Source organism: Mycobacterium sp. (genome assembly GCF_035499775.1).
Taxonomy (GTDB): Bacteria; Actinomycetota; Actinomycetes; order Mycobacteriales; family Mycobacteriaceae; genus Mycobacterium.
Map to the genome: position 1 here is coordinate 1 of NZ_DATJYB010000427.1, position 21,692 is coordinate 21,692.

The following is a 21,692-nucleotide window of genomic DNA, read 5'->3' on the forward strand; positions in this document are numbered from 1 at the left end:
CACAACGCCTTACGGAGGGACTGATCGGCAACGGCACCATCGGGGAAGGCGGCCGGGTGATCGGCCTGTCGTCGATGGCCGGAATCGCCGGCAACCGCGGGCAGACCAACTACGCCACCACCAAGGCCGGGATGATCGGCATCACCCAGGCGCTGGCCCCGGAACTGGCCAAGAAGGGCATCACGATCAACGCCGTCGCACCGGGATTCATCGAAACCCAGATGACCGCGGCCATTCCGCTGGCCACCCGGGAAGTGGGCCGGCGACTGAACTCGCTGCTGCAGGGCGGCCAGCCCGTCGACGTGGCAGAAACCATCGCCTACTTCGCCAGCCCCGCTTCAAATGCGGTGACCGGCAATGTCATTCGCGTCTGCGGCCAGGCCATGTTGGGAGCGTGACGATCATGAACCAACCAAGCGGCCTGAGGAACATGCTGCGCGCCGCCGCCGGCGCACTACCGTTCGTGCCCCGCGGGGACCAACTGCCCGACCGCACCGCGAAGGTGGACGAACTGCCGATCGACCACACCAACGTGGCCGCCTACGCGGCGGTCACCGGTCTGCGCTACGGCAACAACGTGCCATTGACCTACCCGTTCGCGTTGACCTTCCCGACCATGATGTCGTTGGTGACCGGTTTCGACTTCCCTTTCGCCGCAATGGGATCGGTGCACCTGGAGAACCACATCACCCAGTATCGGCCGATCGCGGTCACCGACACCGTCGGCGTACAGGTGCACGCCGAGAACCTGCGCGAACACCGGAAGGGCCTGCTGGTCGACCTGGTGACCGATGTCAGCGTCGGCAACGACACCGCCTGGCACCAGGTGACCACGTTCCTGCACCAGCAGCGCACCAGTCTGTCCGACGAGCCCAAACCGGAGCCGCCGAAACAGCCCAAGCTTCCGCCACCCCCGACCGTCCTGCGGGTCAGCGCCAGCCAGATCCGCCGCTACGCGTTCGTCGGCGGCGATCACAATCCGATCCACACCAACCCGGTGGCCGCCAAGCTGTTCGGGTTCCCGACCGTCATCGCGCACGGGATGTTCAGCGCCGCAGCGGTATTGGCCAACATCGAAGGCCGGTTGCCGGATGCGGTGAGCTACACGGTGCGGTTCGGCAAGCCCATGGTGCTGCCGGGCACCGCGGGGCTGTACACCGAAGAAGCCGACGACGGCTGGGATCTCGCGCTGCGCAATGTCGCCAAGGGCTACCCGTACCTGACGGGCACCATCCGGCCGCTATAGCGCCTTCTTCAGCAGATGAGCGCCGCCCGCGGTCACCAGCAAGATCAGGAATAGCCACAGCGGCGGCCGGGCGAGTTCCCAGACGAAGATCGCGGCCCAGATCGGTGAGCCCTGGGTTACCGCGAGCACGCCGGCGGCACCGGCCAGCGAAACGACGGGCGCATGCAGGTGGTGTATGCCGAGCGCGGAGTTGACCGTCAGCACCAGCACCGAACCCGCCGCCGCACCCGTGGCCAACGAGGGGGTCAGCATTCCGCCGGCCCCGCCGGCGCGCAGGAACAGGGCGGTCAGCAGGGGTTTCAACACCAAGAGCACGGCAGCCGAGGACAGCGTCATCCCGGAAGCGAGGCTGACGGTCAGGATGCTTCTGCCGTTGCCGGGCAGCTCCGGCCACCAGTGCGAGCAGATACCCGTCACCAACCCCGCGCCGGCGAGCGCCGGGATCAGCACCCAGGTCCGCATCAGCTTGGCCGGCCGCGCCGCGGCCATGAGCTTGCTGAACGCCAGTCCGACGGCGAGCGTCAGCGGCACCAAGACCAGCGCCTGCCCGGTCAGCACGAACGTGGATTCCGTACTGGGCCAGTCCAGGCTGGCGTGATCGTGGGTGACGGCCGCACCGACCGCGACGGCCAGGCCGGAGGTGATCAGCGCCGCACCGACCGCTCGTGGATGCCAGGTGCTCAGGATGATCCGCAGGGTGAAAAGCGCGCCGGCCAGCGGAACGGCGTAGACCGCGCCCAGGCCGGCCCCGGCTGCGCACGCCAGCAAGATCTCGCGGTCCGGCGGTGACAGCCGCTTCAGCCATCCGGTGGCCAGATCGCTCAGGGCCGCCGCGAATTGGCGTGGCGCTCCCTCGCGGCCCAGGGACGCGCCGGAGCCGACCAGCAGCACCTGCAGGGCGGAGTCGATGCTCCACGACAGCCGGGGCACCTGCTCGTGCCGGGTGATGGTCGGCTCGAGCGGCGGCACCTCGGTTCGGCGCCGCAGGAGCCACCACCCCAGCCCGGCCAGCGCGGCGCCCACCGCCGGGCCCACCGCCCGGCGCACCGGGCTGCTGCCGGTGACGCCTTCGAGCAGCGTGCCGAACGTGTAGTGGTAGGTGAGGTGTTCGACGAAGCGCAACAGATCCGTCGTCGCCAACCCGGCGATCCCGGCCAGCAACCCGACGATGACCACCGCGCAATAGAAGTCGAGGTTGCGGCTGCGGACCACCAGACGAATCTAGCGTGGGTACTCTTGCTGAGCTCGTCGCGCGGCGGTCAAGATGTCTCATGCGTGCAGCCCGCGGTATTGCCGCATTGCTGGCTGTTGCGGTCGCGACGTGTTGCACCCCGACGGGGGCGGCTTTGGCCCAGCCGGAATCGGTTGCGCCGACGGACTTTGTGGCGCTGCGGGATATCGACCCAACGATCCTGCAGGATATCCGCTACTTCACCGCCCACAATTTCACCGGCGGTCGCGTCGACGGTTAGCGGGCGCCGACGTGCATCCTCACCCGCGATGCGGCCGAAGCACTCGAACGCGCGCAGCAGCAGGCGATTGAGCGTGGCTACTCGCTCAAGGTGTATGACTGCTACCGTCCTCAGCGCGCGGTCGACGATTTCGTGGCGTGGGCCGTAAATCTGGGTGATCAACGGATGAAGGACGAGTTCTACCCGCACCTGGACAAGTCAATCCTGTTCCGCGACGGGTACATCGCCGACCATTCCGGACATAGCCGCGGCAGCACCGTCGACCTGACGCTGGTACCGCTCCCAGACGTGCCCACCCGGGCTTACGTGCCGGGAGAACACCTGGTTGATTGCACTGCGCCGGTGTCGGCGCGGTTCCCCGACGACTCGATCGACCTGGGATCCGGCTTCGACTGCTTCGACACCCTGGCCCATACGTTCGATCCGCGCATCCAGGGTGAACAACTGGCGAATCGCCTTCTGCTTCAGGTCATTCTGCAATCTCAGGGTTTCGTCAACTACCCGTACGAGTGGTGGCACTTCACCTATCAGCCGGAGCCCTGTCCCGACACCTACTTCGACTTTCCAGTCGGGTAGAGCTGAGGTCACCGCGCGAGCGCAGCTAACCGGTGGCGGCGTTGCCCAGGTCCCGGTCGGCCGGTGCGCCCTTGAGGCCGCGCCAGAACAAGTCGATCATCAGCCCCGCGGCCTCGTCGACATCGGTGTCTCCGGTGCTGAGCCGGTTCGCGATCGCCTCGCCGGCGCCCACCAGGGCCACCGCCATCATCTCGATCTCGGCGTCCGACCGCGGACTGCGGGTTCCAGACCGCAGTAGGCCGCCCACCAGGTCGATGATCTGCTCGCGTCCTTCGCGCACCCGGTGGGCGAATGCCTGCGAGCTGGTGGCCTGGGTGTACATCACGATCCACGACGCCCGGTTGGCGTCGATGTAGCGCAGGAAAGAGACAATTGTGTTGCGCAGCAAGTCTTTTGGGCTCTGCTCGAAGTCGATGTCAGCACGCACCACGTCGATGAACCCGTTCATCTCACGGTCCAGGCAGGCGCCGAACAGATCCTCCTTGGAGCCGTAATACAGGTACAGCATCGGCTTGGAGATCTGCGCCTGGGCCGCGATGGCGTCCATCGAGGTCTCGTGGTAGCCGTTGACCGAGAACATCTGCACTGCCGCGTCGAGCATCTGCTGTTCACGGACAGCGCGGGGTAGCCGCTTGGTACCACCTGCCATCGAATGCCTCTCTAGACCGTCTATCTGACTCCAGAGTAAGCAAAGCGGCGCGCGTTCAGACACCCACTGGCGCCGTCTCGACGCATCAGGACACCGCTAGTGCGGGCACCCCGGGCCCTGGCCCTTCATCCGCGCCACCCGGATCAGTGATTCGTCGACCCGCTGCATCGGCAATTCGCCCGTCTGCACCGCGTGCTCCAGTCGGTCCAAGACCGCGGGCACCTCGTCGGTGGTGACCCACAGGGCGACGTCGATGCCGGCTTGCAAGGCGCGCAGCACCGCGTCGGGAACGCCGTACTTGCTGGAGATCGCGCCCATGCTGGAGAGGTCGTCGCTGAAGACCGGGCCGTCGAAGGGTGGTGCGTCGTAGCCGGTGCCGGTGCGCAGCAGCTGCACCGCGGCCGGGCTCAGGCTGGCCGGGTCGTCGCCGGTCAAGCCGGGAACCTGCAGGTGGCCGACCATCACGGCGACTTTCGGCTGGGTAACCAGCTTGCGGTAGGGCACCAGGTCATTGGTCTTCAATTGGTCCAGCGGCGGCGTGATGACACCGCCCGTGTGAGTATCGCCGGAGCCGTGCCCGTGACCGGGGAAGTGCTTCAGCACGGGTGTCAGCCCGGCGTCGCGCAAGCCACGCAGGGAGGCCTCGGCGTAGGCGGAGACCTTGTCCGGGTCCGATCCGAAGGACCGATCGCCGATCGCTGAGTCGTCGGGGGCGTCGGTGACATCGACCACCGGAGCGAAGTCGATGCTGAAGCCGGCGCCCGCGATCTTGCGGCCGCGGTCAAGCTCGAAGTTGTAGACCTGATCGACGGTCATCGTCTGCGCCAGCTCCTTGGCCGACGGCGCGGCCCCGATCAGCTTCTTCAGCCGCGACACCCGGCCGCCTTCTTCGTCGACGCTGACCGCCAGCCGCAGCGGCCCGGCGGTGTCCACCAGTCCCTTCAGGTCGCCATTGGTCAGCATCGACAAGTCCGTCCAGCTGCCGACGAAGATGCCGCCGACGTGGTGGTTGATGACGACGGCCTTGGCGTCTTTGCCGTCTTTGACCCCCACCATCAGGAGCTGGGCCAGCTTGTCGCGAGTGGACTTCATCGCCGCCGGCACCCCGGGGGCGTCAACGCATATCGAAGGCGCAGGAGCCGCGTTGCCCGAGGAGGCGGGCGGCTGGCCGTTGTGGTTGCCGCAGGCCGCCAGTAGCGCCGACACAGAGGCGAGCACGGCCAGCGCACGCGGGAAAGCCATGCGGGTCATCGTGTCACGACGGGACCCGGGCGGCCGGATCAGGGGGCGCGCCGAAGAATCGGCTTCTCCGGCTCCTGAGGGCAAACCCTGTTACGTTTGCTACGCACCCCAATGACTGGCAGGGAGGAGCCAGCGGTGAGCGGGTTTTCGCTGGCTGCGCTGGCCAGCCTCGCGGTAGGCCTGTCCATCGGAGCCGCGGCGACGGTCGGCGTGACGCTTGCTGCGGAGGACCAGATGCCGGCCCGGAGCGTGCCCGCCCCGGCCGCACCGCACCCGTTGCAGTACGGCGACCGCTGCTACCGCGGATATTGCGTGCCATGCACCAACCCGAAGGAATGCCTGAACAAGCTGCCGCCGGGGATCAGGCCCTAGTCGGCTCTGCGGGTACGTGATCACCGTTCTGCTAGGTTGGCGCTAGGTTGCTCTCGATCTCGACCTGTAACGGCCTATGCCCAAGCCGCGACCGCAAACCCCCGAGGAGCCGATTGATGAACCGGATCATTGCGCCCGCCGCCGCGAGCGTGGTGGTCGGTCTGTTGCTGGGCGCGGCCGCGATTTTCGGGATCACGCTGATGGTGCAGCAGGACACGAAACCGCCACTGCCCGGGGGCGACCCGTCGTCATCGGTGCTCAACCGGGTCGAGTACGGCAACCGTAGCTAGCCCGGCGACGACGCCGGCGCCGGCGTCTTGGGCGGAAACGGCACCAGCCGCGCCGCTGTCCCGCCGGTGGCTGCTGTTGGTCGGGGCGATCGCCCTGGCGTTGACGTTCGCCCAGTCGCCGGGGCAAATCTCGCCCGACACCAAACTGGACCTGACCGCCAACCCGCTGCGTTTCCTGGCCCGCGCGACCAATCTGTGGAACAGCGAGCTGCCGTTCGGCCAGGCGCAGAACCAGGCTTACGGCTACCTGTTTCCGCACGGCACGTTCTTCCTGGCCGGCCACCTGCTGGGAGTGCCCGGGTGGATGACCCAGCGGCTGTGGTGGGCGCTGCTGCTCACGGTCGGCTTCTGGGGCCTGTTGCGGGTCGCCGAAGCGCTGGGCATCGGCAGCCCGACGTCGCGGGTGATCGGCGCGGCGGCGTTCGCGCTGTCGCCGCGGGTACTGACCACGCTCGGTTCGATCTCGTCGGAAACCCTGCCGATGATGCTGGCGCCGTGGGTGCTGCTGCCCACGATTCTGGGGTTGCGCGGCACTTCGCAGCGGTCGGTGCGGGCCCTGGCCGCACAGGCCGGCCTGGCGGTCGCGTTGATGGGCGCGGTCAACGCCATCGCGACGCTGACCGCTTGCCTGCCCGCGGTGATCTGGTGGGCGTGTCACCGGCCTAACCGGTTGTGGTGGCGCTACACCGCGTGGTGGCTGGTGGCGCTGGCCCTGGCGATGTCGTGGTGGCTGGTGGCGCTGACGCTGCTGCGCACCGTCAGCCCACCGTTCCTGGACTTCATCGAATCCTCCGGTGTGACGACGCAATGGTCGTCGCTGGTGGAGATGCTGCGCGGCACCGACAGCTGGACCCCGTTCGTGGCGCCGAATGCGACCGCGGGTGCGCCGCTGGTCACCGGATCGGCGGCCATCCTGGGCACCTGCCTGGTCGCGGCGGCAGGCCTTGCCGGACTGGCCAGCCCCGGGATGCCAGCCCGTGGCCGGCTGGTGACCATGCTGCTGGTCGGGGTGGTCCTGATGGCAGTGGGCTACAGCGGCGGACTGGGCTCGCCGGTGGCCCACCAGGTGCAGGCCTTCCTGGACGCGGCCGGCGCACCCCTGCGCAACGTGCACAAGCTGGGCTCGGTGATCCGCATCCCGGTGGTGCTGGGCATTGCCCAGCTGCTGGGCCGAGTGCCGTTGCCCGGCAGCGCGCCGGCGTCCGAGTGGCTGCGCGCCTTCGCCCACCCCGAGCGCGACAAGCGGGTGGCGGTCGGCGTCGTCGTCCTGACCGCGCTGATGGTCAGCACCTCACTGGCATGGACCGGCCGGCTCACCCCGCCGGGCACGTTCGACGCGATACCCCGGTACTGGCACGACGCCGCCGACTGGCTCAGCGAGCACAACACAGGTTCGCCGGTACGCGGTCGGGTGCTGGTGGTTCCGGGCGCGCCGTTCGCGACACAGGTGTGGGGTACCAGTCATGACGAGGCGCTGCAGGTGCTCGGCAGCAGCCCGTGGGGAGTGCGCGATTCGATCCCGTTGACGCCGCCGCAAACGATCCGGGCGCTGGATTCGGTGCAACGCCTCTTCGCCGCCGGACGCCCCTCGGCCGGCCTGACCGACACCCTGGCCCGCCAGGGCATTTCCTACGTCGTGGTGCGCAACGACCTGGATCCGGAGACATCGCGCTCGGCCCGCCCGATCCTGGTGCACCGCACCGTCGCGGGCTCGCCGGGACTGGCGAAGGTGGCGCAGTTCGGCGCACCCGTGGGTCCTGGTTCGCTGACCGGGTTCGTCAACGACAGCGGGCTGCGACCGCGCTATCCGGCGGTGGAGATCTACCGGGTCGCCCCTTCAGACAGCGGAGCCGCCAACCCGGGCGCGCCGTACTTTGCCGACCTGGATCAGATGGCCCGTGTCGAGGGCGGGCCGGAAGTACTGCTGCGTCTCGACGAACGGCGGCGGCTACTCGGCCAGCCCGGGATGGGCCCGGTGCTGATGGGCGCCGACGCCCGCGGTGCCGGCGTCGCGACCCCCCAAGTCACCGTCACCGACACCCCGGTGGCACGCGAAACCGACTATGGCCGCGTCGACCAGCACTCGTCGGCGATCCGGGCGCCCGGCGACGCGCGGCACACCTACAACCGGGTACCCGACTATCCGGTCCCGGGGGCCGAGACGGTGTTCGGCGCCTGGAACGGCGGCCGCATCACGGTGTCGAGCTCGTCGTCGGACTCCACCGCGCTGCCCGATGTCGCGCCGGCGGCCGCACCCCCGGCCGCGATCGACGGCGACCCGGCGACCGCATGGGTGTCCAATGCGCTGCAGACCGCCGTCGGGCAGTGGCTGCAAGTGGACTTCGACCACCCGGTGGCCAACGCAGTGATCACCCTGACCCCCAGCGCCACCGCCGTCGGCGCCCAGATCCGCCGCATCCAGATCGAGACCGCCACCGGCACAACCACCTTGCGATTCGGCGAGCCCGGCAAGCCGCTCACCGCCGCGCTGCCTTACGGGGAAACATCGTGGGTGCGGATCACCGCGGCCGCCACCAGCGACGGGTCGGCCGGGGTGCAGTTCGGGCTCACCGACCTGACCGTGACCCAGTACGACGCATCCGGATTCGCCCACCCGGTCGACCTGCGCCACACCGTGCAGGTTCCCGGGCCGCCACCGGGTTCGGCGATCGCGGGGTGGGACCTGGGTTCGGAGCTGCTGGGCAGACCGGGCTGCGCCCAGGCGCCCGACAGCGTGCGCTGCGCGGCGTCCATGGCGCTCACCCCGGAGGAGCCGGTCAACTTCAGCCGGACGCTGACCGTGCCGAGTCCGGTGTCGGTGACCCCGGCGTTGTGGGTGCGGCCCCGCCAGGGTCCCAAGCTGGCCGATCTGATCGCCGAGCCGAACACAACTCGGGCCCATGGTGATTCGGACCTGGTTGACATCCTCGGGTCGTCGTACGCGGCCACCGACGGTGACCCCGCCACCTCGTGGACCGCGCCGCAGCGGGTGGTGCAACTCAAGACCCCGCCGACCCTCACCCTCACTCTGCCGCGGCCCACCGAGGTCACCGGGCTGCGCCTGGTGCCCAGCCGGTCGGCATTGCCCGCCCGCCCGACGATGGCGGCCGTCAACCTGGGCGACGGGCCTCAGGTCCGGGAACTGAAGCCGAACGGCGACCCGCAGACCCTGTCGCTCAAGCCGCGCGTCACCGACACCGTCACCGTCAGCCTGCTCGACTGGGAAGATCTCATCGACCGCAACGCGCTGGGCTTCGACCAGCTCAAACCGCCCGGGCTCGCGGAGATCGCGGTACTGGGCGCCGATGGCAACCCGATCGCACCCGCCGACCCGGGGCGCAACCGGTCACGTGAGATCACCGTCGACTGCGACCACGGCCCGGTCATCGCGGTCGCGGGCCGGTTTGTGCACACCTCGATCCGGACCACGGTGGGCGCGCTGCTGGACGGCGAACCGGTTGCGGCCGTTGCCTGTGAGCGTGACCCGATCGCGCTGCCGGCGGGTGAGCAGGAGTTGCTGATCAGTCCGGGCGCGCAGTTCGTCGTCGACGGCGCCCGGCTGTCGATAGCGGGGGCTGCCGAATTGCCCCGCGCCACAGAACTTCCCGCCGCCACGGGGGCGTGGGGACCGGCCCGCCGCGAGGTGCGTGCGCCCGCGTCGGCCACCCCGCGGGTGCTGGTCATCCCGGAAAGCATCAACCCCGGCTGGGTGGCGCGTACCAGCGCGGGTGTCCGGTTGACGCCGGTCGCCGTCAACGGATGGCAGCAGGGCTGGGTGCTGCCCGCCGGGGACCCCGGCACCATCACGCTGACCTTCACCTCCAACACGCTGTACCGGGCGGGCCTGGCAGTGGGGCTGGCCCTGCTCCCGCTGCTGGCGTTCTTGGCGTTGTGGCGCACTCGCCGGGGGCGCGACGCGGACCCACCCGCACGACCTTGGGCGCCCAGGGGGTGGGCCGTCGTCGCGGTGCTGGGCGCTGGAGCGCTGATCGCCGGGGTGGCCGGAGTGGCGGTGGTCGGCGCTGCATTCGGCCTGCGGTACCTGCTCAAGGGCCGGCGCGACGGGGTGGCCGTCTGGCTGAGCGCCGGCGGGTTGATTCTGGCCGGGGCGGCGCTGTCCCGGCACCCCTGGCGGTCGGTGGACGGCTACGCCGGGCATTCGGTGAATGTGCAACTGCTGGCGCTGATTTCACTCGCGGCGCTGGCGGTCTGGGCGGTGCGGATGCCGGACCGGGCGGACCTGCCTCGGTAATCGGGCGCCTGGCTGCCTGGCTATATGGACGAAAAAGTGTCCCTCGATGCATGCCACTCCCCCGCGTTCGGCGCACCCTCAGGTGGCAGTGCTTGGTGTAGGCCAGTAGCCGACGACGCCGCTGAACTCGAGGTCGGTCTGGGGGAAGACGTTGCCGATGGCCAGGAGTGGTTCGTTGCCGAGCTGGGCGGCGGCGTATGTCATGCAATCGCCGAAGTTCAGCGCGGCGCGATGGCGTCCCTTGCCGTACTTCAAGTAGGCGCGCTGTGCGGCGAGGGCGTGTTCGCCGGTGAAAGGTGCTACGCGCAGATTGGCTTCGGCGCGCAGGCGTTCGAAGACGGTGCGCGCGACGGCGCCGTGGCGAGCGGTCAGCACAATGAGGCAGTCGGCCACCGTCGGTGCCGACATCACCGGATTGCGAGCGCTGGCCAGGGCCGCGGCGACCTGCGCGGCGTGGGGCCGCTCGTCCTGAATTAGCGCGACGACGGCGCTGGTGTCGATCATCACCGCAGTGCTCAGACCCCCGTTTCCGGGTCGTAGCCAAGGATTTCTTCGCGCTCGCGTTTGGTGATCGGGGAGCGGTCAGCGAGGAGGGGCCAGATCTCCGTGCGCAGGACGTCGAGAAGGCGTTCTTGGCGTTCGGCGGCACCGGATTCCAGCAGCGCGAGTTGAGCGTGGAGCGCCTGCCGGATTGCGTCGGTTTTGTTGGTGTGCAGCCGTGACGCGAGTTCGGTCGCCAACCGATCGACTTCGGGGTCTTTGATGTTCAAAGCCATATGGTTGACGGTACCATCACAATGGTAGTTTCTACCGTGCTTCCGGCGTCCACCGGTCTGACTTCCGCGGGGTTGGCTACCGGTTTGCCTGCTGCTTGACTTGGATACACCACCGTCCGAGGAGTTACGGCCATGGGATGGTTTTCGGCACCCGACTACTGGCTCAGCAGACTGGTGCTCGAGCGCGGCGTGGCGGCGATCTATCTGATCGCGTTCGTCGCGGCGGCGCTGCAGTTCCGGGCGCTGATCGGAGAGCACGGAATACTGCCGGTGCCAAGGTATTTGGCCGAGCTGTCGTTTTGGCGAACGCCGAGCGTCTTTCATTGGCGTTATTCGGATCGGTTGTTCGCTTGCGTCGCCTGGTTCGGCGCGGGGCTGTCGGCGGCTGTCGTCGCCGGTGCGGCCGACCTGGTCCCGCTGTGGGCCGCGATGGTCATCTGGCTCACGCTGTGGGTGCTCTACTTGTCGATCGTCAACGTCGGGCAGACGTGGTATTCGTTCGGCTGGGAATCGTTGCTACTCGAGACGGGGTTCTTGGTGATCTTCGTCGGCAACGCCCGGACAGCGCCCCCGGTACTGACGATGTGGTTGGTCCGCTGGCTGCTTTTTCGCGTCGAGTTCGGCGCCGGTTTGATCAAGATGCGCGGTGACCCGTGCTGGCGCAATCTGACTTGCCTGTACTACCACCACGAGACCCAGCCCATGCCGGGGCCGTTGAGCTGGTTCTTCCACCACCTGCCTAAGCCATTGCACCGAATCGAGGTGGCGGGCAACCATTTCGCCCAGCTCGTCGTGCCGTTCGGGTTGTTCGCGCCGCAGCCGGTGGCCAGCGTGGCGGCGGCGATCGTCGTCGTCACCCAACTGTGGCTGGTGTTGTCCGGCAACTTCGCGTGGCTCAATTGGCTGACGATCGTGCTGGCGTGCAGCGCGATCGACCAGTCGTTGCTGCCGGTACCCGCGCCGCCCGCGCTGGCGGAACCGGCGCCGTGGTTCGTCGTCCTGGTCATCGTCTTCACGGCCACGGTGCTGACGCTGAGCTACTGGCCGACGCGCAACATGCTGTCGTCGCATCAGCGAATGAACATGTCGTTCAACTCCTTTCACCTCGTCAACACGTACGGCGCCTTCGGCAGCGTCGGCCGCTTCCGCCGGGAAGTGGTGATCGAGGGCACCGATGAACCCAAGATCAGCGACCAGACCGTCTGGAAGGAGTACGGATTCAAGGGCAAACCCGGTGCGGTGCGCCGGCTGCCGCGGCAATGGGCCCCGTATCACCTACGGCTGGACTGGCTGATGTGGTTCGCCGGCATCTCGCCGCGCTATGCGCAGCCTTGGCTGAGGCCGTTCATGGAGCGGCTGCTGCGCAACGACCGGGCGGCACTGCGGCTGTTGCGGCACAACCCCTTCCCGGATGCGCCGCCCCGGTACGTGCGCGCAGCACTCTACGATTACCGCTTCACCACCTGGGCCGAGTTACGCAGCGATCACGCGTGGTGGCATCGCACCCGGCTCAGCATGTACGTCCCGCCGATGGCGCTGCAGAAGGCGATGAATCCTCAAGACCGCTAAGGCAAATCGGCCGGTGCCTGCGAGTAATCGCGCAGCAGCTGAACGCGGGCTCCCAAGAGGTGCGCAAAGTTCAAGTAGTAGCCGGTGGCCGTCGAAAAAACGATCAGCGCAAGCAGTGCCCTCAGGTTGTAGTGCAGCGGGTCCAGCACAAAGCCCACCACTTGCAGCAACACGTTTAACACTGAAACAACAACCAGCAACCGGGCGGAGCGCGTGGCCGAAGGCAGGGCCCGCTGGCCCAGGAGCAGGGCCGCCTGCCGGATAGCCGGATTGGCTGGCACCGGTCCAGACGTGAGCGCTTTGGACACCTCCCGGCAGTCGCGCACCGACAGTCCTGTCACCGGCGGACTCAGTTCGGCCGCCCGTTGTGCGTTCCTCCTGGCGAACACCAGCCCCAATACCAGGGCGATGACGCCGATACCGCACAGCCACGGCGCACTCCAGTGGGAGACGAGTTGCCGGGGGTAGGCGCCGAACACCACAACCACGAAGGTGGCTGCAGCCAGCACCAGCCCGTACCAGGGCCCTTGCACCCACCACGGCCTCAATGACAACCACAACCACACGTCGATGACAGTAAACGGCGGTGGCCGCCACGTCGACGGCCACCGCCAACTGCGTGCTACTTCTGGTAGGACAGGGCTCCGGTGCCCGCGAGCTTCCCGCCTTCGACGATCAGGTACTCCGGACGGATCGGCTTGTCTTCGAACCAGGCTTCCAGGATCTCCCGGGTGCCGGCGGCGTAGCGCGCCTGACCCGACAGCGTAGTGCCCGAGACATGCGGAGTCATGGCGTTATTGGGCATGGTCCGCCAGGGATGATCCGGGGGCGGCGGTTGCGGGAACCACACATCGCCCGCATAGCCCGCGAGCTGACCGCTGTTGAGCGCGGCCACAATCGCCTCGGGGACGGTTTCTTCGGCCCGGGCGGTGTTGACGATGTAGGAGCCGCGCCGCATCGAGGACAACAGCTTCTCGTCGAACATCGCTCGTGTGTCCTCGTACAGGGGTGAGTGGACGGACACCACGTCGACCGACCGCACCAATGACTCGACGTCGGGATGGAACGTCACGTTTAACTCGGTCTCGACCTCCGGCGGCAGCCGGTGCGTGTCGGTGTAGTGCAGGTTGACGTCGAACGGCGCCAACCGGCGCAAAACCGCCCGGCCGATCCGGCCGGCGGCGATCACACCGACATCCATGCCTTCCAGGTCGTAGGCCCGCTCGACGCAGTCCGCGATGTTCCATCCGCCGTTGGCGGCCCACTGGTGCGAAGGGACGAAGTTGCGCACCAGCGCCAGGATCTGCATGACCGCGTGCTCGGCGACGCTGATGCTGTTGCTGTACGTCACCTCGGCGACGGTCATCCCGCGCTCTTTCGCCGCATCGAGATCGACGTGGTCCGAACCGATGCCGGCGGTCAGCGCCAGCTGCAGGTTGGGCGCCTTGGCAATGCGCTCCTTGGTCAGATACGCCGGCCAGAACGGTTGGGAGATCACGATGTCGGCGTCGACCAGCTCCCGCTCGAACTCCGAGTCCGGGCCGTCTTTGTCCGACGTCACCACCAACTCGTGCCCGCCGTCTTCGAAGAACTTGCGCAGCCCCAGCGCACCCGAGACGCAGCCGAGCAACTCACCAGGCGTGAAGTCGATCTTCGACGGCGTCGGCACCGTGCTGCCACCGGGGTAGCCATGGATCGTCGGGATGCTGTCACGGGCGTATTTGGGCGGGTACCCGTCGACGGGGTCCGGGTAGAGCACCATGACACATTTGGCCATTTCTTCCTCCTTTGTCTGAGAACCGATTTCAGTCTCGGAGGCGAACACGGGAGGTGTCCAAGACGTGTTTCCGACCGGCCGATAGGTCGCGCCGATCACTGCTGATCGAGGCGCAGATTGCGCGCAATCTCCACCAGGGCGCGGGCGACCACGGAGCCGGGTTCCGTGGCATTGGTGACCAGTGCCATCAGAGCGGTGACCGACGGACTGTGCAGCCGCAGCACGGACGCCCCGGCCGGTGCGCCAAGGGTACGGATCCACGTTTGCGGAACGATGCTCGCCCAGCGTCCGGTACCGACGTGCGCGAAGAGCGACACGACCGAGTCGGTCTCGAGTTGCGGCGTCACAGTGAGCCCTTGAGTGGCCAGCGCTTCGTCGATGACCCGGCGGCCACGCATGCCCCCGGCGAGCAAGCACATGGGCAACTGCACGGCATCCTGCCAGCTGATGGAGTCGGATTGACCGGTGATCAGCTCGCCGCCGGCGAGGAGTACTTGCTGCTCTTGGTACAGCGGAGTGACCAGTAGATCGGCGGTGTCCTGCCGGTCGGGATAGAGAATCCCGGCGTCCAAGTCGAACTGGCGGATTCGTTCGACGATCCCGGCCGATCGCAGACTGGTCTGGAGCTGCACCCGCACCAACGGGTGTGCGGCGCAGAACGGATCCGTAAGCAGCGCAACGGTAGTCGCGGCGCCGGGCACAACCCCGAGCCGGAGCGCCCCGGTCAGGCCAGTCTGCAGCGCGGTGACCTCTTGGGTGAGGGCATCGCGGTCGGCCAGGATGCGGCGCGCCCAATGCACGAGCCGTTCACCTTCGGGGGTGAGACCTTCGAACTTCTGCCCCCGCCGGACCAGCGGGACCTTCAGCTCCTGCTCGAGCTTGCGGATGGCTTCCGACAGCGCCGGTTGAGAGACGTAACAGGCGTCCGCGGCGCGGGCGAAATGACGCTCTTGAGCCAGCGCTACAAAGTATTCAAGCTGACGGAACAGCATGAGGCCATTCGATCATGCGCCCCTTGAGACTCAGGACACTAGCTCAGCCGAAGCGCCGCGGGCGCGCTGGCCGGAACCACGGGTTTGAGCGGCTCGACCGGCTGAATTAGCCCGCCGAATCCGGCACCGATGATGGTGACCTGATTGCGATCCCGCGTCGACATTGTCGTCGGGGTCACCGGGGTACCGCCAACATCCGGTTCAGCATGGACCGCCCGGTTTCCTCGTCGACCATGTCCATGGCAATGCGCCGCGCCCGCACCGCCGCACGGTCGGCCTTGACGTTCAGGTCGCGCCGCGGTACCGGCTCCTCGTCTAGACGGCTCTGAATCGTTTCCAGCACAACCGCATCCCGCAGCGCCCACTCGTGGAACATGGTGCGGAGGAATTCGCCGACATCGGCGTTGTCCGTGGCGAAATCGCGCGCCATCTGCAGGAAGACGTGGGTCGTTTGCGGGGTTTCGGGGGTGAAGCCCTGAATTCGCAAGAGCGCCCGGCCTTTGCCATCGCCGGACCGATCCCCGGTTGCGATGACGTAATGCTGGACATGCAGCGCCGGTGAGACGAATGTTCCTTCCTCAACCCGGTTGCCGGGCGTGGCGGCAGGCAAGCCGGTGATCTCGGCTTCCCACGGCGCGAGCCCGCTCGCCGGTATCTCCCGGGAATAGGAGACCGAACGTTCGGAGACTTCGACCTCGTCGAGCTGTGGCAGCACCTCGACATTCGGCGGCACGGCCTCCGGGTGCAACACGAAAACGTCGGTGAGGTCGAGGTAATGCTCGTGCAACAGCAGGTAATTCGCCTTGATCCGCAGCACCTCGGTGGTGCTCGCCCACCCGGTACCGTCGCCGTACCACGGGATGCGTGGCGGTGGGCGCAGCGCAGCGACGCCGGGATCCCCCAGCCAGATCCAGACGAACGGCGACCTCTCGTACGCAGGGTAGGTGCGCACCCGTGCGCCCGGCGGCACGTTCTCCTGCGACGGCACGTCGACCAGCCGGCCGTCATAGTCATAGACGAAACCGTCAGCGCCGCAGACCAATCGGTCACCGTCGCGCCGACCGGCGGACAGCGGATAGGCGCGGTGGAGGCAGCGGTCCTCCATGGCCACCACGTCTCCGGAGCCCCGCCGGTACAGGACCACGAACTTGCCGAGCAGGCGACGGGCCAGCAGACCTTCCCCGACCTCGTCGGTGGTCGCGGCGACATACCAGCAATTGAACGGATAGTTGGATCTCATAGGTCGAGCACCAACCTTTCTGAACGGGAGCGCGAAACGCAGGTCATCATGACGTCGTTGCGGGCCTTCTCGGCGTCGTTGAGCACCGAGTCGCGGTGATCGGGTTCGCCTTCGAGCACGTCGCATTCGCAGGTCCCACAGACACCTTCCATGCAGGAGCCGAGCACATCGACGCCGGCTTCCTCACATGCCTCGTAGATCGATTTGTCGGCCGGCACGGTCAGGGTGATGCCGGAGCGTTGGCATTCCACCTCGAAGGTTTCCAGCGCGTCGGGCGACGCTTCCGCCAGCGCTTTGGCCGAGAACCGCTCGATGTGCAAGCTGCCCTCGGGCCAGCTCTTGCACGCGTCCTCGACCGCGGTCAGCAACCCTTCGGGTCCGCAGCAGTACACCAGCGTGTTCTCGCCAGGTTCGGCAAGGGCCGACCCGAGCTGCGCCCGGAAGTCTCCTCCGTCCTGGGCATCCCGGGCGCAGACGCTGACGCGGTCGCCATGACGGCCCAAGTCGTCGGCGAAGGCCATCGACGACCGCGTCCGGCCGCCGTAGAGCAGACGCCAGTCCGCCCCCGCCGCCTCGGCTGCCGCGATCATCGGCATCATCGGAGTGACGCCGATGCCGCCGGCGACGAACAGATACCGCGGCGAACCCACCAGCGGAAAGTGGTTGCGCGGACCGCGGACCCGCACCGTGGTGCCCTCGTGCAGCTTGTCGTGCACGAACTGCGATCCGCCGCGACTGTCGGGGTCGAGCAACACCCCGACCTGCCACTCGGCACGGTTTGCGGTGTCTCCGCACAGCGAATACTGGCGGACCAGCGACGGCGTCAGCATCAGGTCGATGTGCGCGCCCGGGCCCCACTCCGGCAGGTCGGCACCGCTCGGATCAGCGAGCGTCAGCACGACGACGCCGTCGGAGACCGCCTCACGGCGGCGAACCTCGACGTCGACCTCGACCTCACGGTAGGCGGGCCGGGCCCGGGTCAACTGCTCCGCAGCGGTCATGATGTTCTCCGCACCGGGATCGAGTTGTACTGGTTGAGGAACAGTGCGCGCACTCGCGTCGGATCGCCGTCCAGTTGCAGGTCGGGGAAGCGCTCCAGCGTCTGCCGGATCCACAGCTTCAGCTCGAGCCGGGCGAGGTTGGCGCCCAGGCAGAAGTGCTTTCCGCGCCCGCCGAAGGCCTGGTGCTGGTCGGCAAGGCCATCGCGGGAGATGTCGAACTTGTGCGGGTTGGGGAACACGGTCTCGTCACGGTTGGACGCGATGTACCACAGCAGCAGACGATCGCCTTCTTTGATCTGCTTGCCGTGCAGCTCAGTGTCCTTGGCCGCGGCACGTGCCATGAAGGCGAAAGCGGGGTAGCAGCGCAGCCCCTCTTCCACCACCGCATCGACCAGCTCGGGTTGCTCGCGCACCTGCGCAAGCAGCTCGGGGTTGCGCAGCAGCTCCAGCATCGTCGCGCTGTAGGTCGCCCGGGTCGAGTCGTTGCCCGCCGACATCAGCAACACGAAAAATGTTGCTATTTCAAGCTCGTTGAGCTTGTCGCCGTCAACCTCGGCATCGACCATGGCAGTCAGCAGGTTGCGGCCGGCAGAGTCGTCGCGCTGCGCGATCCTCTTCTGGGTGTACTCGACGATCTCGCTGACGATCGCCATGGTGTCGTTCCATTGGCCCCGGATCGCCGGGTCTTCGAACGCCGTGAACACGTTCGTCCAGTGCACCAGCAATTCGTCGTCCTCGGGTGGGGTGCCCAGCAGCGAGCCGATCACGCGGGACGGGATGGGTCGCGCGACATCGGCGACCAGGTCGAATCGCTCCTTGTCGGCGACACTGTCGAGTACCCGATGGATGATCTGCGTGAGCTGACCCTGGTGCGCGCCGACCGCGTCCGGGGTGAATTCCTTGATGACCAGAGCCTTGAGCCGGTCGTGGCGCGGTGGATCCATCGAAATCAGTTGCAGGCGCTGTATATCCAGCGGCACGCCGATGTCGTCCATGTGGAAGATGCCGCGCTTTTCCGAGGAGAAGGTGCGGTGATCCCGGCTCACGGCCCGTACGTCGTCGTAGCGGGTGATAGACCAGAACCCGCCTTCGTCGGGCATGTTGCGCTGCGGGCTGAAGTGCACCGGGGCCTCGCGCTGCATTTGGGCAAAGAGTTCGTAAGGGGGCCCGTCATCCCAGACGGACGGATCGGCCAGGTCGACAGTGTCGAGATCGCGTTGGTCGACGGTTGTCATCGGTGCTCCTTCTACTTGCGTTGAATAACTTCGCATTTCGGCTAGCGGCGCCAAAACTTGCCGTCGAGGGGATCACCGGTGTTCTTCAGTGTGCCCCGTTGCGCCTTGACGGTAAATGGTTCGGCGACAAAGATTGACGCCGGCAGGGATTCCAATCGCGGCCACGTCGGGTCACGTGGGTGCGTGAGGTATTTGCAGCTAAATTCCAGGTAAATTCCAGTGCCACAACCGATTTCACTATGCCGCGGATGGCCGGAGCCCGACGCCCTTGCGCCATTCGCCGAATGTATGAACGATCGTGAGCCCGAGCGGGATCAGGATCGGCAGCAGAACCATGATCATGTATGTGAACAAGCCGAGCATGAGGTATCTCCTTTCTCCGCCCCCGGCGGAGACAATTGGGATTCATTAACGGCAAAACGCTCGGTGCCGAATTCGAGGCCCCCTCTTAACAGCGAAACCCGAAGCGTTCGTGAGGAAAAATTTACGTAGCGCGGCCGCGCAGGTCGACGTCGTGCGGGGACCAAGTATCGGCGCGGTGTTGTCTTGGCGAGACAACGGCAACTACGTTCGGATCATGGGGGCGCACGGCAGGCACACCGACCGCGCGTTGGTTGCGAAGACCGCGGTACTGGTCGCGAGCAAGCTCGACGACCGGCTGGAGGCGGCCACCCGGTCAATCCAGCAACTGGTGGTCACCGAGATCACCGAGCTGACCGGCGACGCGCAGTTAGTGCAGTTGTTGCGCGATACGGTCGCCTCCAACGTTGACACGTTCTTCTCGGCGATTCGCAACGGCATACCCATCGAGCACATCGAGCCGCCGACGGCCGCACTCGAGTATGCCCGGCGGCTGGCGCAGCGCGAGGTGTCCGCGGATGCCTTGGTGCGTGCCTACCGGCTCGGCCACCGAGCTGCGCTGAACGTCGTGCTCGACGAAATTCGGGCTGGCGAACTGGACCCGCAACTGAGCCTGGACGTGTACGAGCAAATGGAGGCAGTCTCGTTCGCCTATATCGACTTGATCTCACAGCGGGTGGTCGCCACCTATGAGGAAGAGCGCGACCGATGGCTGAGTAATCGAAATACCTTGCGCGTTTTGCATGTTCGCGAGTTACTTGTCGATGGTGACGTTGACGTCGACGCGGCCACCATCGCAATCCGTTACCCGCTGCGGCGCACGCACGTCGGAATCGTCACGTGGTGTGGTGAATCTACCGACGGTGGCGAGCTGGACCTGATGGAACGATTCGTGCAACGTCTGGCTGAATCCGTTGGCGCTCAGGAGAACCCACTGTTCATTTCGGTGGACCGGGTGACCGGATGGGCATGGATTCCACTACCGGCGGAGTCGGATGTGCTGGCCGGGATCCACCGGTTCGCCGAGACTGCAACGGATGCGCCGTCGATCGCTATCGGCAATCCCCTGCCGGGGGTCGAGGGCTTTCGCCGCTCGCATCAGCAGGCGGAGCATGGCCGCTCGGTAGCGATCGCGTCGGGTGTGGCCACCCGGCGCATCATCTCCCCTGACGATCCCGGCCTGGCGGTCGCGGCCCTCGTCGGCAGCAACGTCGATGCGGCGTCGGCGTGGGTCGGCGAGGTGCTCGGGCCGCTGGCGTCCGATACCGAATCCGACGAACGGCTGCGTGAAACACTGCGGGTTTTCCTGCGCACGGGCTCCAGCCACAAAGCCGCCTCAGAAGAACTCCACCTCCACTCCAACTCGGTCAAGTATCGCGTGCACCGAGCGGTGGAACGACGCGGCCGGCCGATTGCCGACGACCGACTAGACGTCGAAGTGGCGCTGCTGCTGTGTCATTGGTTCGGCACCGCGGTGCTCGCTGGATGAGTCTCTACAGCGTCTCGTCCAGCTCGCCGAGCCGGTCGGTCAACCGTAGATTCTCGGAATAGTCGACCGGGCAGGAAATGACGGACACGCCGTCGTCGTCGAGCGCGGCCTGCAGCGTCGGCAGCAACTCCTCCGCGCTCTTGATGCGATATCCCTTGGCCCCGAAGCTCTCCGCGTAGCTCACCACGTCGGGATTGCCGAACTTCACGTAGTAGTGCTCTCCGAGTTCGAGATCCATCTTCCATTCGATCAGGCCGTAGCCGCCGTCTTCCCAGATCAGCACCACCAGCGGTATCCGCTCCCGAACCGCGGTCTCGATCTCCTGCGAGTTCATCAGGAACGCGCCGTCGCCCACCACCGCCAGCACCTTCGCCTCGGGCCGCGCCAGCTTCACCCCCAACGCTCCCGGCAGCGCAAAACCCATGGTGGACAAGCCGTTTGAGACCAGGCAGGTGTTGTGCTCGTAAGTGGGATACAGCCGCGCCATCCACATCTTGGTGGCGCCGGTGTCCACCAGCACGACGTCGCTGCGGCCCAGCGCGGCACGGATGTCGGCGACCAGCCGCTGAGGAGCCACCGGATAACGCGAATCCTGTTGTCCCCGGGCGAATTCCTCGACAAGCAGACCACACCCGGGCACCTCGTCGTCGGCGTCGAAGCGGTGCTCGCCCAGCGCTTCGGTGAGCGCGTCCAGCGAGGCACTGATGTCGCCGATGATCCCCACGTCGACCGGATAGTGCATGTCGACCTCGGCCGGGAAGCGGTGAATGTGGATGACTTTCTTGTCGGAGTTCGGGTTGATCCGGACCGGGTCGAATTCCTGCAACTCATAGCCGACCGCGATGATCACGTCGGCGTTGTCGAACCCGAAGTTGACGTAGTCGTGCCGCATGAACCCGAGCGTCCCGATGCTGTTGTGGTGGTCGTCGGGCATCACGCCCTTGCCGTGGAAGGTGTTGGCGACCTGGATCCCGTATTCCTCGGAGAAGCGGATCAGCGCCTCGGTCGCGTCGCCGCGGGCGGCACCATGCCCGGCCAGCACCACCGGCCGTTTGGCCTCGCGCAGAATGTCCACGGCACGCGCCACCTGGCGGAACGCCGGCGCCTCGGCGCGGACAACGTTGCGCGGCAACGGTTTCAAACCGGGATAGTCG

At 66.9% G+C, this 21,692-nt stretch carries 23 protein-coding genes; 9 read left to right on the top strand and 14 right to left on the bottom strand.

Annotation, left to right across the window (positions count from 1 at the left end):
- Together VML93_RS26450 and VML93_RS26455 are read left to right on the top strand one after the other, a co-directional pair.
- On the top strand, positions 1 to 398 hold a 398-nt coding region (locus VML93_RS26450), incomplete at its 5' end, for an SDR family oxidoreductase (RefSeq protein WP_325615226.1).
- Positions 399 to 403: 5 nt separating this feature from the next.
- Positions 404 to 1,246, top strand: coding sequence for a MaoC/PaaZ C-terminal domain-containing protein (locus tag VML93_RS26455; RefSeq protein WP_325615227.1), 843 nt, complete (start codon positions 404 to 406; stop codon positions 1,244 to 1,246).
- Here the strand turns inward: VML93_RS26455 and VML93_RS26460 are convergent.
- Positions 1,241 to 2,458: a chloride channel protein gene (locus tag VML93_RS26460; RefSeq protein WP_325615228.1), complete on the bottom strand. Its 1,218-nt coding sequence runs from the start codon at positions 2,456 to 2,458 to the stop codon at positions 1,241 to 1,243. The two genes, VML93_RS26455 and VML93_RS26460, sit on opposite strands and share 6 nt — an antisense overlap.
- A gap of 59 nt (positions 2,459 to 2,517) precedes the next feature.
- Between VML93_RS26460 and VML93_RS26465 the strand changes: the two genes are divergently transcribed.
- Positions 2,518 to 2,718 carry a hypothetical protein gene (locus tag VML93_RS26465; protein ID WP_325615229.1) on the top strand — a complete coding sequence of 67 codons (201 nt, stop codon included), beginning with the start codon at positions 2,518 to 2,520 and terminating at the stop codon, positions 2,716 to 2,718.
- A gap of 15 nt (positions 2,719 to 2,733) precedes the next feature.
- Entirely contained in the window at positions 2,734 to 3,294 is a 561-nt protein-coding gene (locus VML93_RS26470; RefSeq protein WP_325615245.1) for a M15 family metallopeptidase, read from the top strand.
- A gap of 25 nt (positions 3,295 to 3,319) precedes the next feature.
- Here the strand turns inward: VML93_RS26470 and VML93_RS26475 are convergent, their stop codons facing one another.
- Together VML93_RS26475 and VML93_RS26480 are read right to left on the bottom strand one after the other, a co-directional pair.
- Positions 3,320 to 3,943: a TetR/AcrR family transcriptional regulator gene (locus VML93_RS26475; RefSeq protein WP_325615230.1), complete on the bottom strand. Its 624-nt coding sequence runs from the start codon at positions 3,941 to 3,943 to the stop codon at positions 3,320 to 3,322.
- 96 nt (positions 3,944 to 4,039) lie between these two features.
- Positions 4,040 to 5,185, bottom strand: coding sequence for a glycoside hydrolase family 3 N-terminal domain-containing protein (locus VML93_RS26480; RefSeq protein ID WP_325615231.1), 1,146 nt, complete (start codon positions 5,183 to 5,185; stop codon positions 4,040 to 4,042).
- 135 nt (positions 5,186 to 5,320) lie between these two features.
- Between VML93_RS26480 and VML93_RS26485 the strand changes: the two genes are divergently transcribed.
- The 3 genes from VML93_RS26485 (at position 5,321) to VML93_RS26495 (ending at position 10,099) form a co-directional block, all read left to right on the top strand.
- Complete coding sequence (locus VML93_RS26485) at positions 5,321 to 5,557, top strand: DUF2613 family protein (RefSeq protein ID WP_325615232.1); 237 nt, start codon at positions 5,321 to 5,323, stop codon at positions 5,555 to 5,557.
- Between the two features lie 116 nt (positions 5,558 to 5,673).
- Positions 5,674 to 5,847, top strand: a complete 174-nt coding sequence (locus tag VML93_RS26490) for a DUF2613 domain-containing protein (RefSeq protein ID WP_067373497.1) — start codon at positions 5,674 to 5,676, stop codon at positions 5,845 to 5,847.
- A gap of 55 nt (positions 5,848 to 5,902) precedes the next feature.
- On the top strand, positions 5,903 to 10,099 hold the full coding sequence (locus tag VML93_RS26495; protein ID WP_325615246.1) for a DUF3367 domain-containing protein: 4,197 nt from the start codon (positions 5,903 to 5,905) through the stop codon (positions 10,097 to 10,099).
- A 78-nt stretch (positions 10,100 to 10,177) separates the two neighbouring features.
- Here VML93_RS26495 and VML93_RS26500 read toward each other — a convergent pair whose 3' ends face one another.
- Complete coding sequence (locus tag VML93_RS26500; protein ID WP_325615233.1) at positions 10,178 to 10,606, bottom strand: type II toxin-antitoxin system VapC family toxin; 429 nt, start codon at positions 10,604 to 10,606, stop codon at positions 10,178 to 10,180.
- A gap of 8 nt (positions 10,607 to 10,614) precedes the next feature.
- Positions 10,615 to 10,875 carry a type II toxin-antitoxin system VapB family antitoxin gene (locus tag VML93_RS26505; protein ID WP_325615234.1) on the bottom strand — a complete coding sequence of 87 codons (261 nt, stop codon included), beginning with the start codon at positions 10,873 to 10,875 and terminating at the stop codon, positions 10,615 to 10,617.
- 132 nt (positions 10,876 to 11,007) lie between these two features.
- Between VML93_RS26505 and VML93_RS26510 the strand changes: the two genes are divergently transcribed.
- Entirely contained in the window at positions 11,008 to 12,444 is a 1,437-nt protein-coding gene (locus VML93_RS26510) for a lipase maturation factor family protein (RefSeq protein ID WP_325615235.1), read from the top strand.
- Here the strand turns inward: VML93_RS26510 and VML93_RS26515 are convergent.
- The 8 genes from VML93_RS26515 to VML93_RS26550 all read right to left on the bottom strand — a co-directional run bounded on the left by VML93_RS26515 (position 12,441) and on the right by VML93_RS26550 (position 19,052).
- Entirely contained in the window at positions 12,441 to 13,010 is a 570-nt protein-coding gene (locus VML93_RS26515; RefSeq protein ID WP_325615236.1) for a hypothetical protein, read from the bottom strand. The genes VML93_RS26510 and VML93_RS26515 overlap by 4 nt on opposite strands.
- Positions 13,011 to 13,066: 56 nt before the next feature.
- Entirely contained in the window at positions 13,067 to 14,221 is a 1,155-nt protein-coding gene (locus VML93_RS26520; RefSeq protein WP_325615237.1) for an NAD-dependent formate dehydrogenase, read from the bottom strand.
- 95 nt (positions 14,222 to 14,316) lie between these two features.
- Positions 14,317 to 15,213 (bottom strand): LysR family transcriptional regulator, encoded by an 897-nt coding sequence (locus tag VML93_RS26525; protein WP_325615238.1) that lies wholly within the window; start codon positions 15,211 to 15,213, stop codon positions 14,317 to 14,319.
- A 38-nt stretch (positions 15,214 to 15,251) separates the two neighbouring features.
- Complete coding sequence (locus VML93_RS26530) at positions 15,252 to 15,392, bottom strand: hypothetical protein (RefSeq protein WP_325615239.1); 141 nt, start codon at positions 15,390 to 15,392, stop codon at positions 15,252 to 15,254.
- Positions 15,389 to 16,453: a Rieske 2Fe-2S domain-containing protein gene (locus tag VML93_RS26535; protein ID WP_325615240.1), complete on the bottom strand. Its 1,065-nt coding sequence runs from the start codon at positions 16,451 to 16,453 to the stop codon at positions 15,389 to 15,391. Before VML93_RS26535 ends, VML93_RS26530 begins: the two co-directional genes overlap by 4 nt.
- Entirely contained in the window at positions 16,450 to 17,454 is a 1,005-nt protein-coding gene (locus tag VML93_RS26540; RefSeq protein ID WP_325615241.1) for a PDR/VanB family oxidoreductase, read from the bottom strand. The genes VML93_RS26535 and VML93_RS26540 overlap by 4 nt, the downstream gene beginning before the upstream one ends.
- Complete coding sequence (locus VML93_RS26545; protein ID WP_325615242.1) at positions 17,451 to 18,689, bottom strand: cytochrome P450; 1,239 nt, start codon at positions 18,687 to 18,689, stop codon at positions 17,451 to 17,453. Before VML93_RS26545 ends, VML93_RS26540 begins: the two co-directional genes overlap by 4 nt.
- A gap of 237 nt (positions 18,690 to 18,926) precedes the next feature.
- A complete protein-coding gene (locus VML93_RS26550) occupies positions 18,927 to 19,052 on the bottom strand; it encodes a hypothetical protein (RefSeq protein ID WP_325615243.1) in 126 nt (41 codons plus the stop codon).
- 214 nt (positions 19,053 to 19,266) lie between these two features.
- Here VML93_RS26550 and VML93_RS26555 point away from each other — a divergent pair, with 214 nt between their 5' ends.
- Complete coding sequence (locus VML93_RS26555) at positions 19,267 to 20,538, top strand: PucR family transcriptional regulator (protein WP_325615247.1); 1,272 nt, start codon at positions 19,267 to 19,269, stop codon at positions 20,536 to 20,538.
- A gap of 4 nt (positions 20,539 to 20,542) precedes the next feature.
- Here VML93_RS26555 and VML93_RS26560 read toward each other — a convergent pair.
- On the bottom strand, positions 20,543 to 21,692 hold a 1,150-nt coding region (locus VML93_RS26560), incomplete at its 5' end, for an acetolactate synthase large subunit (protein ID WP_325615244.1).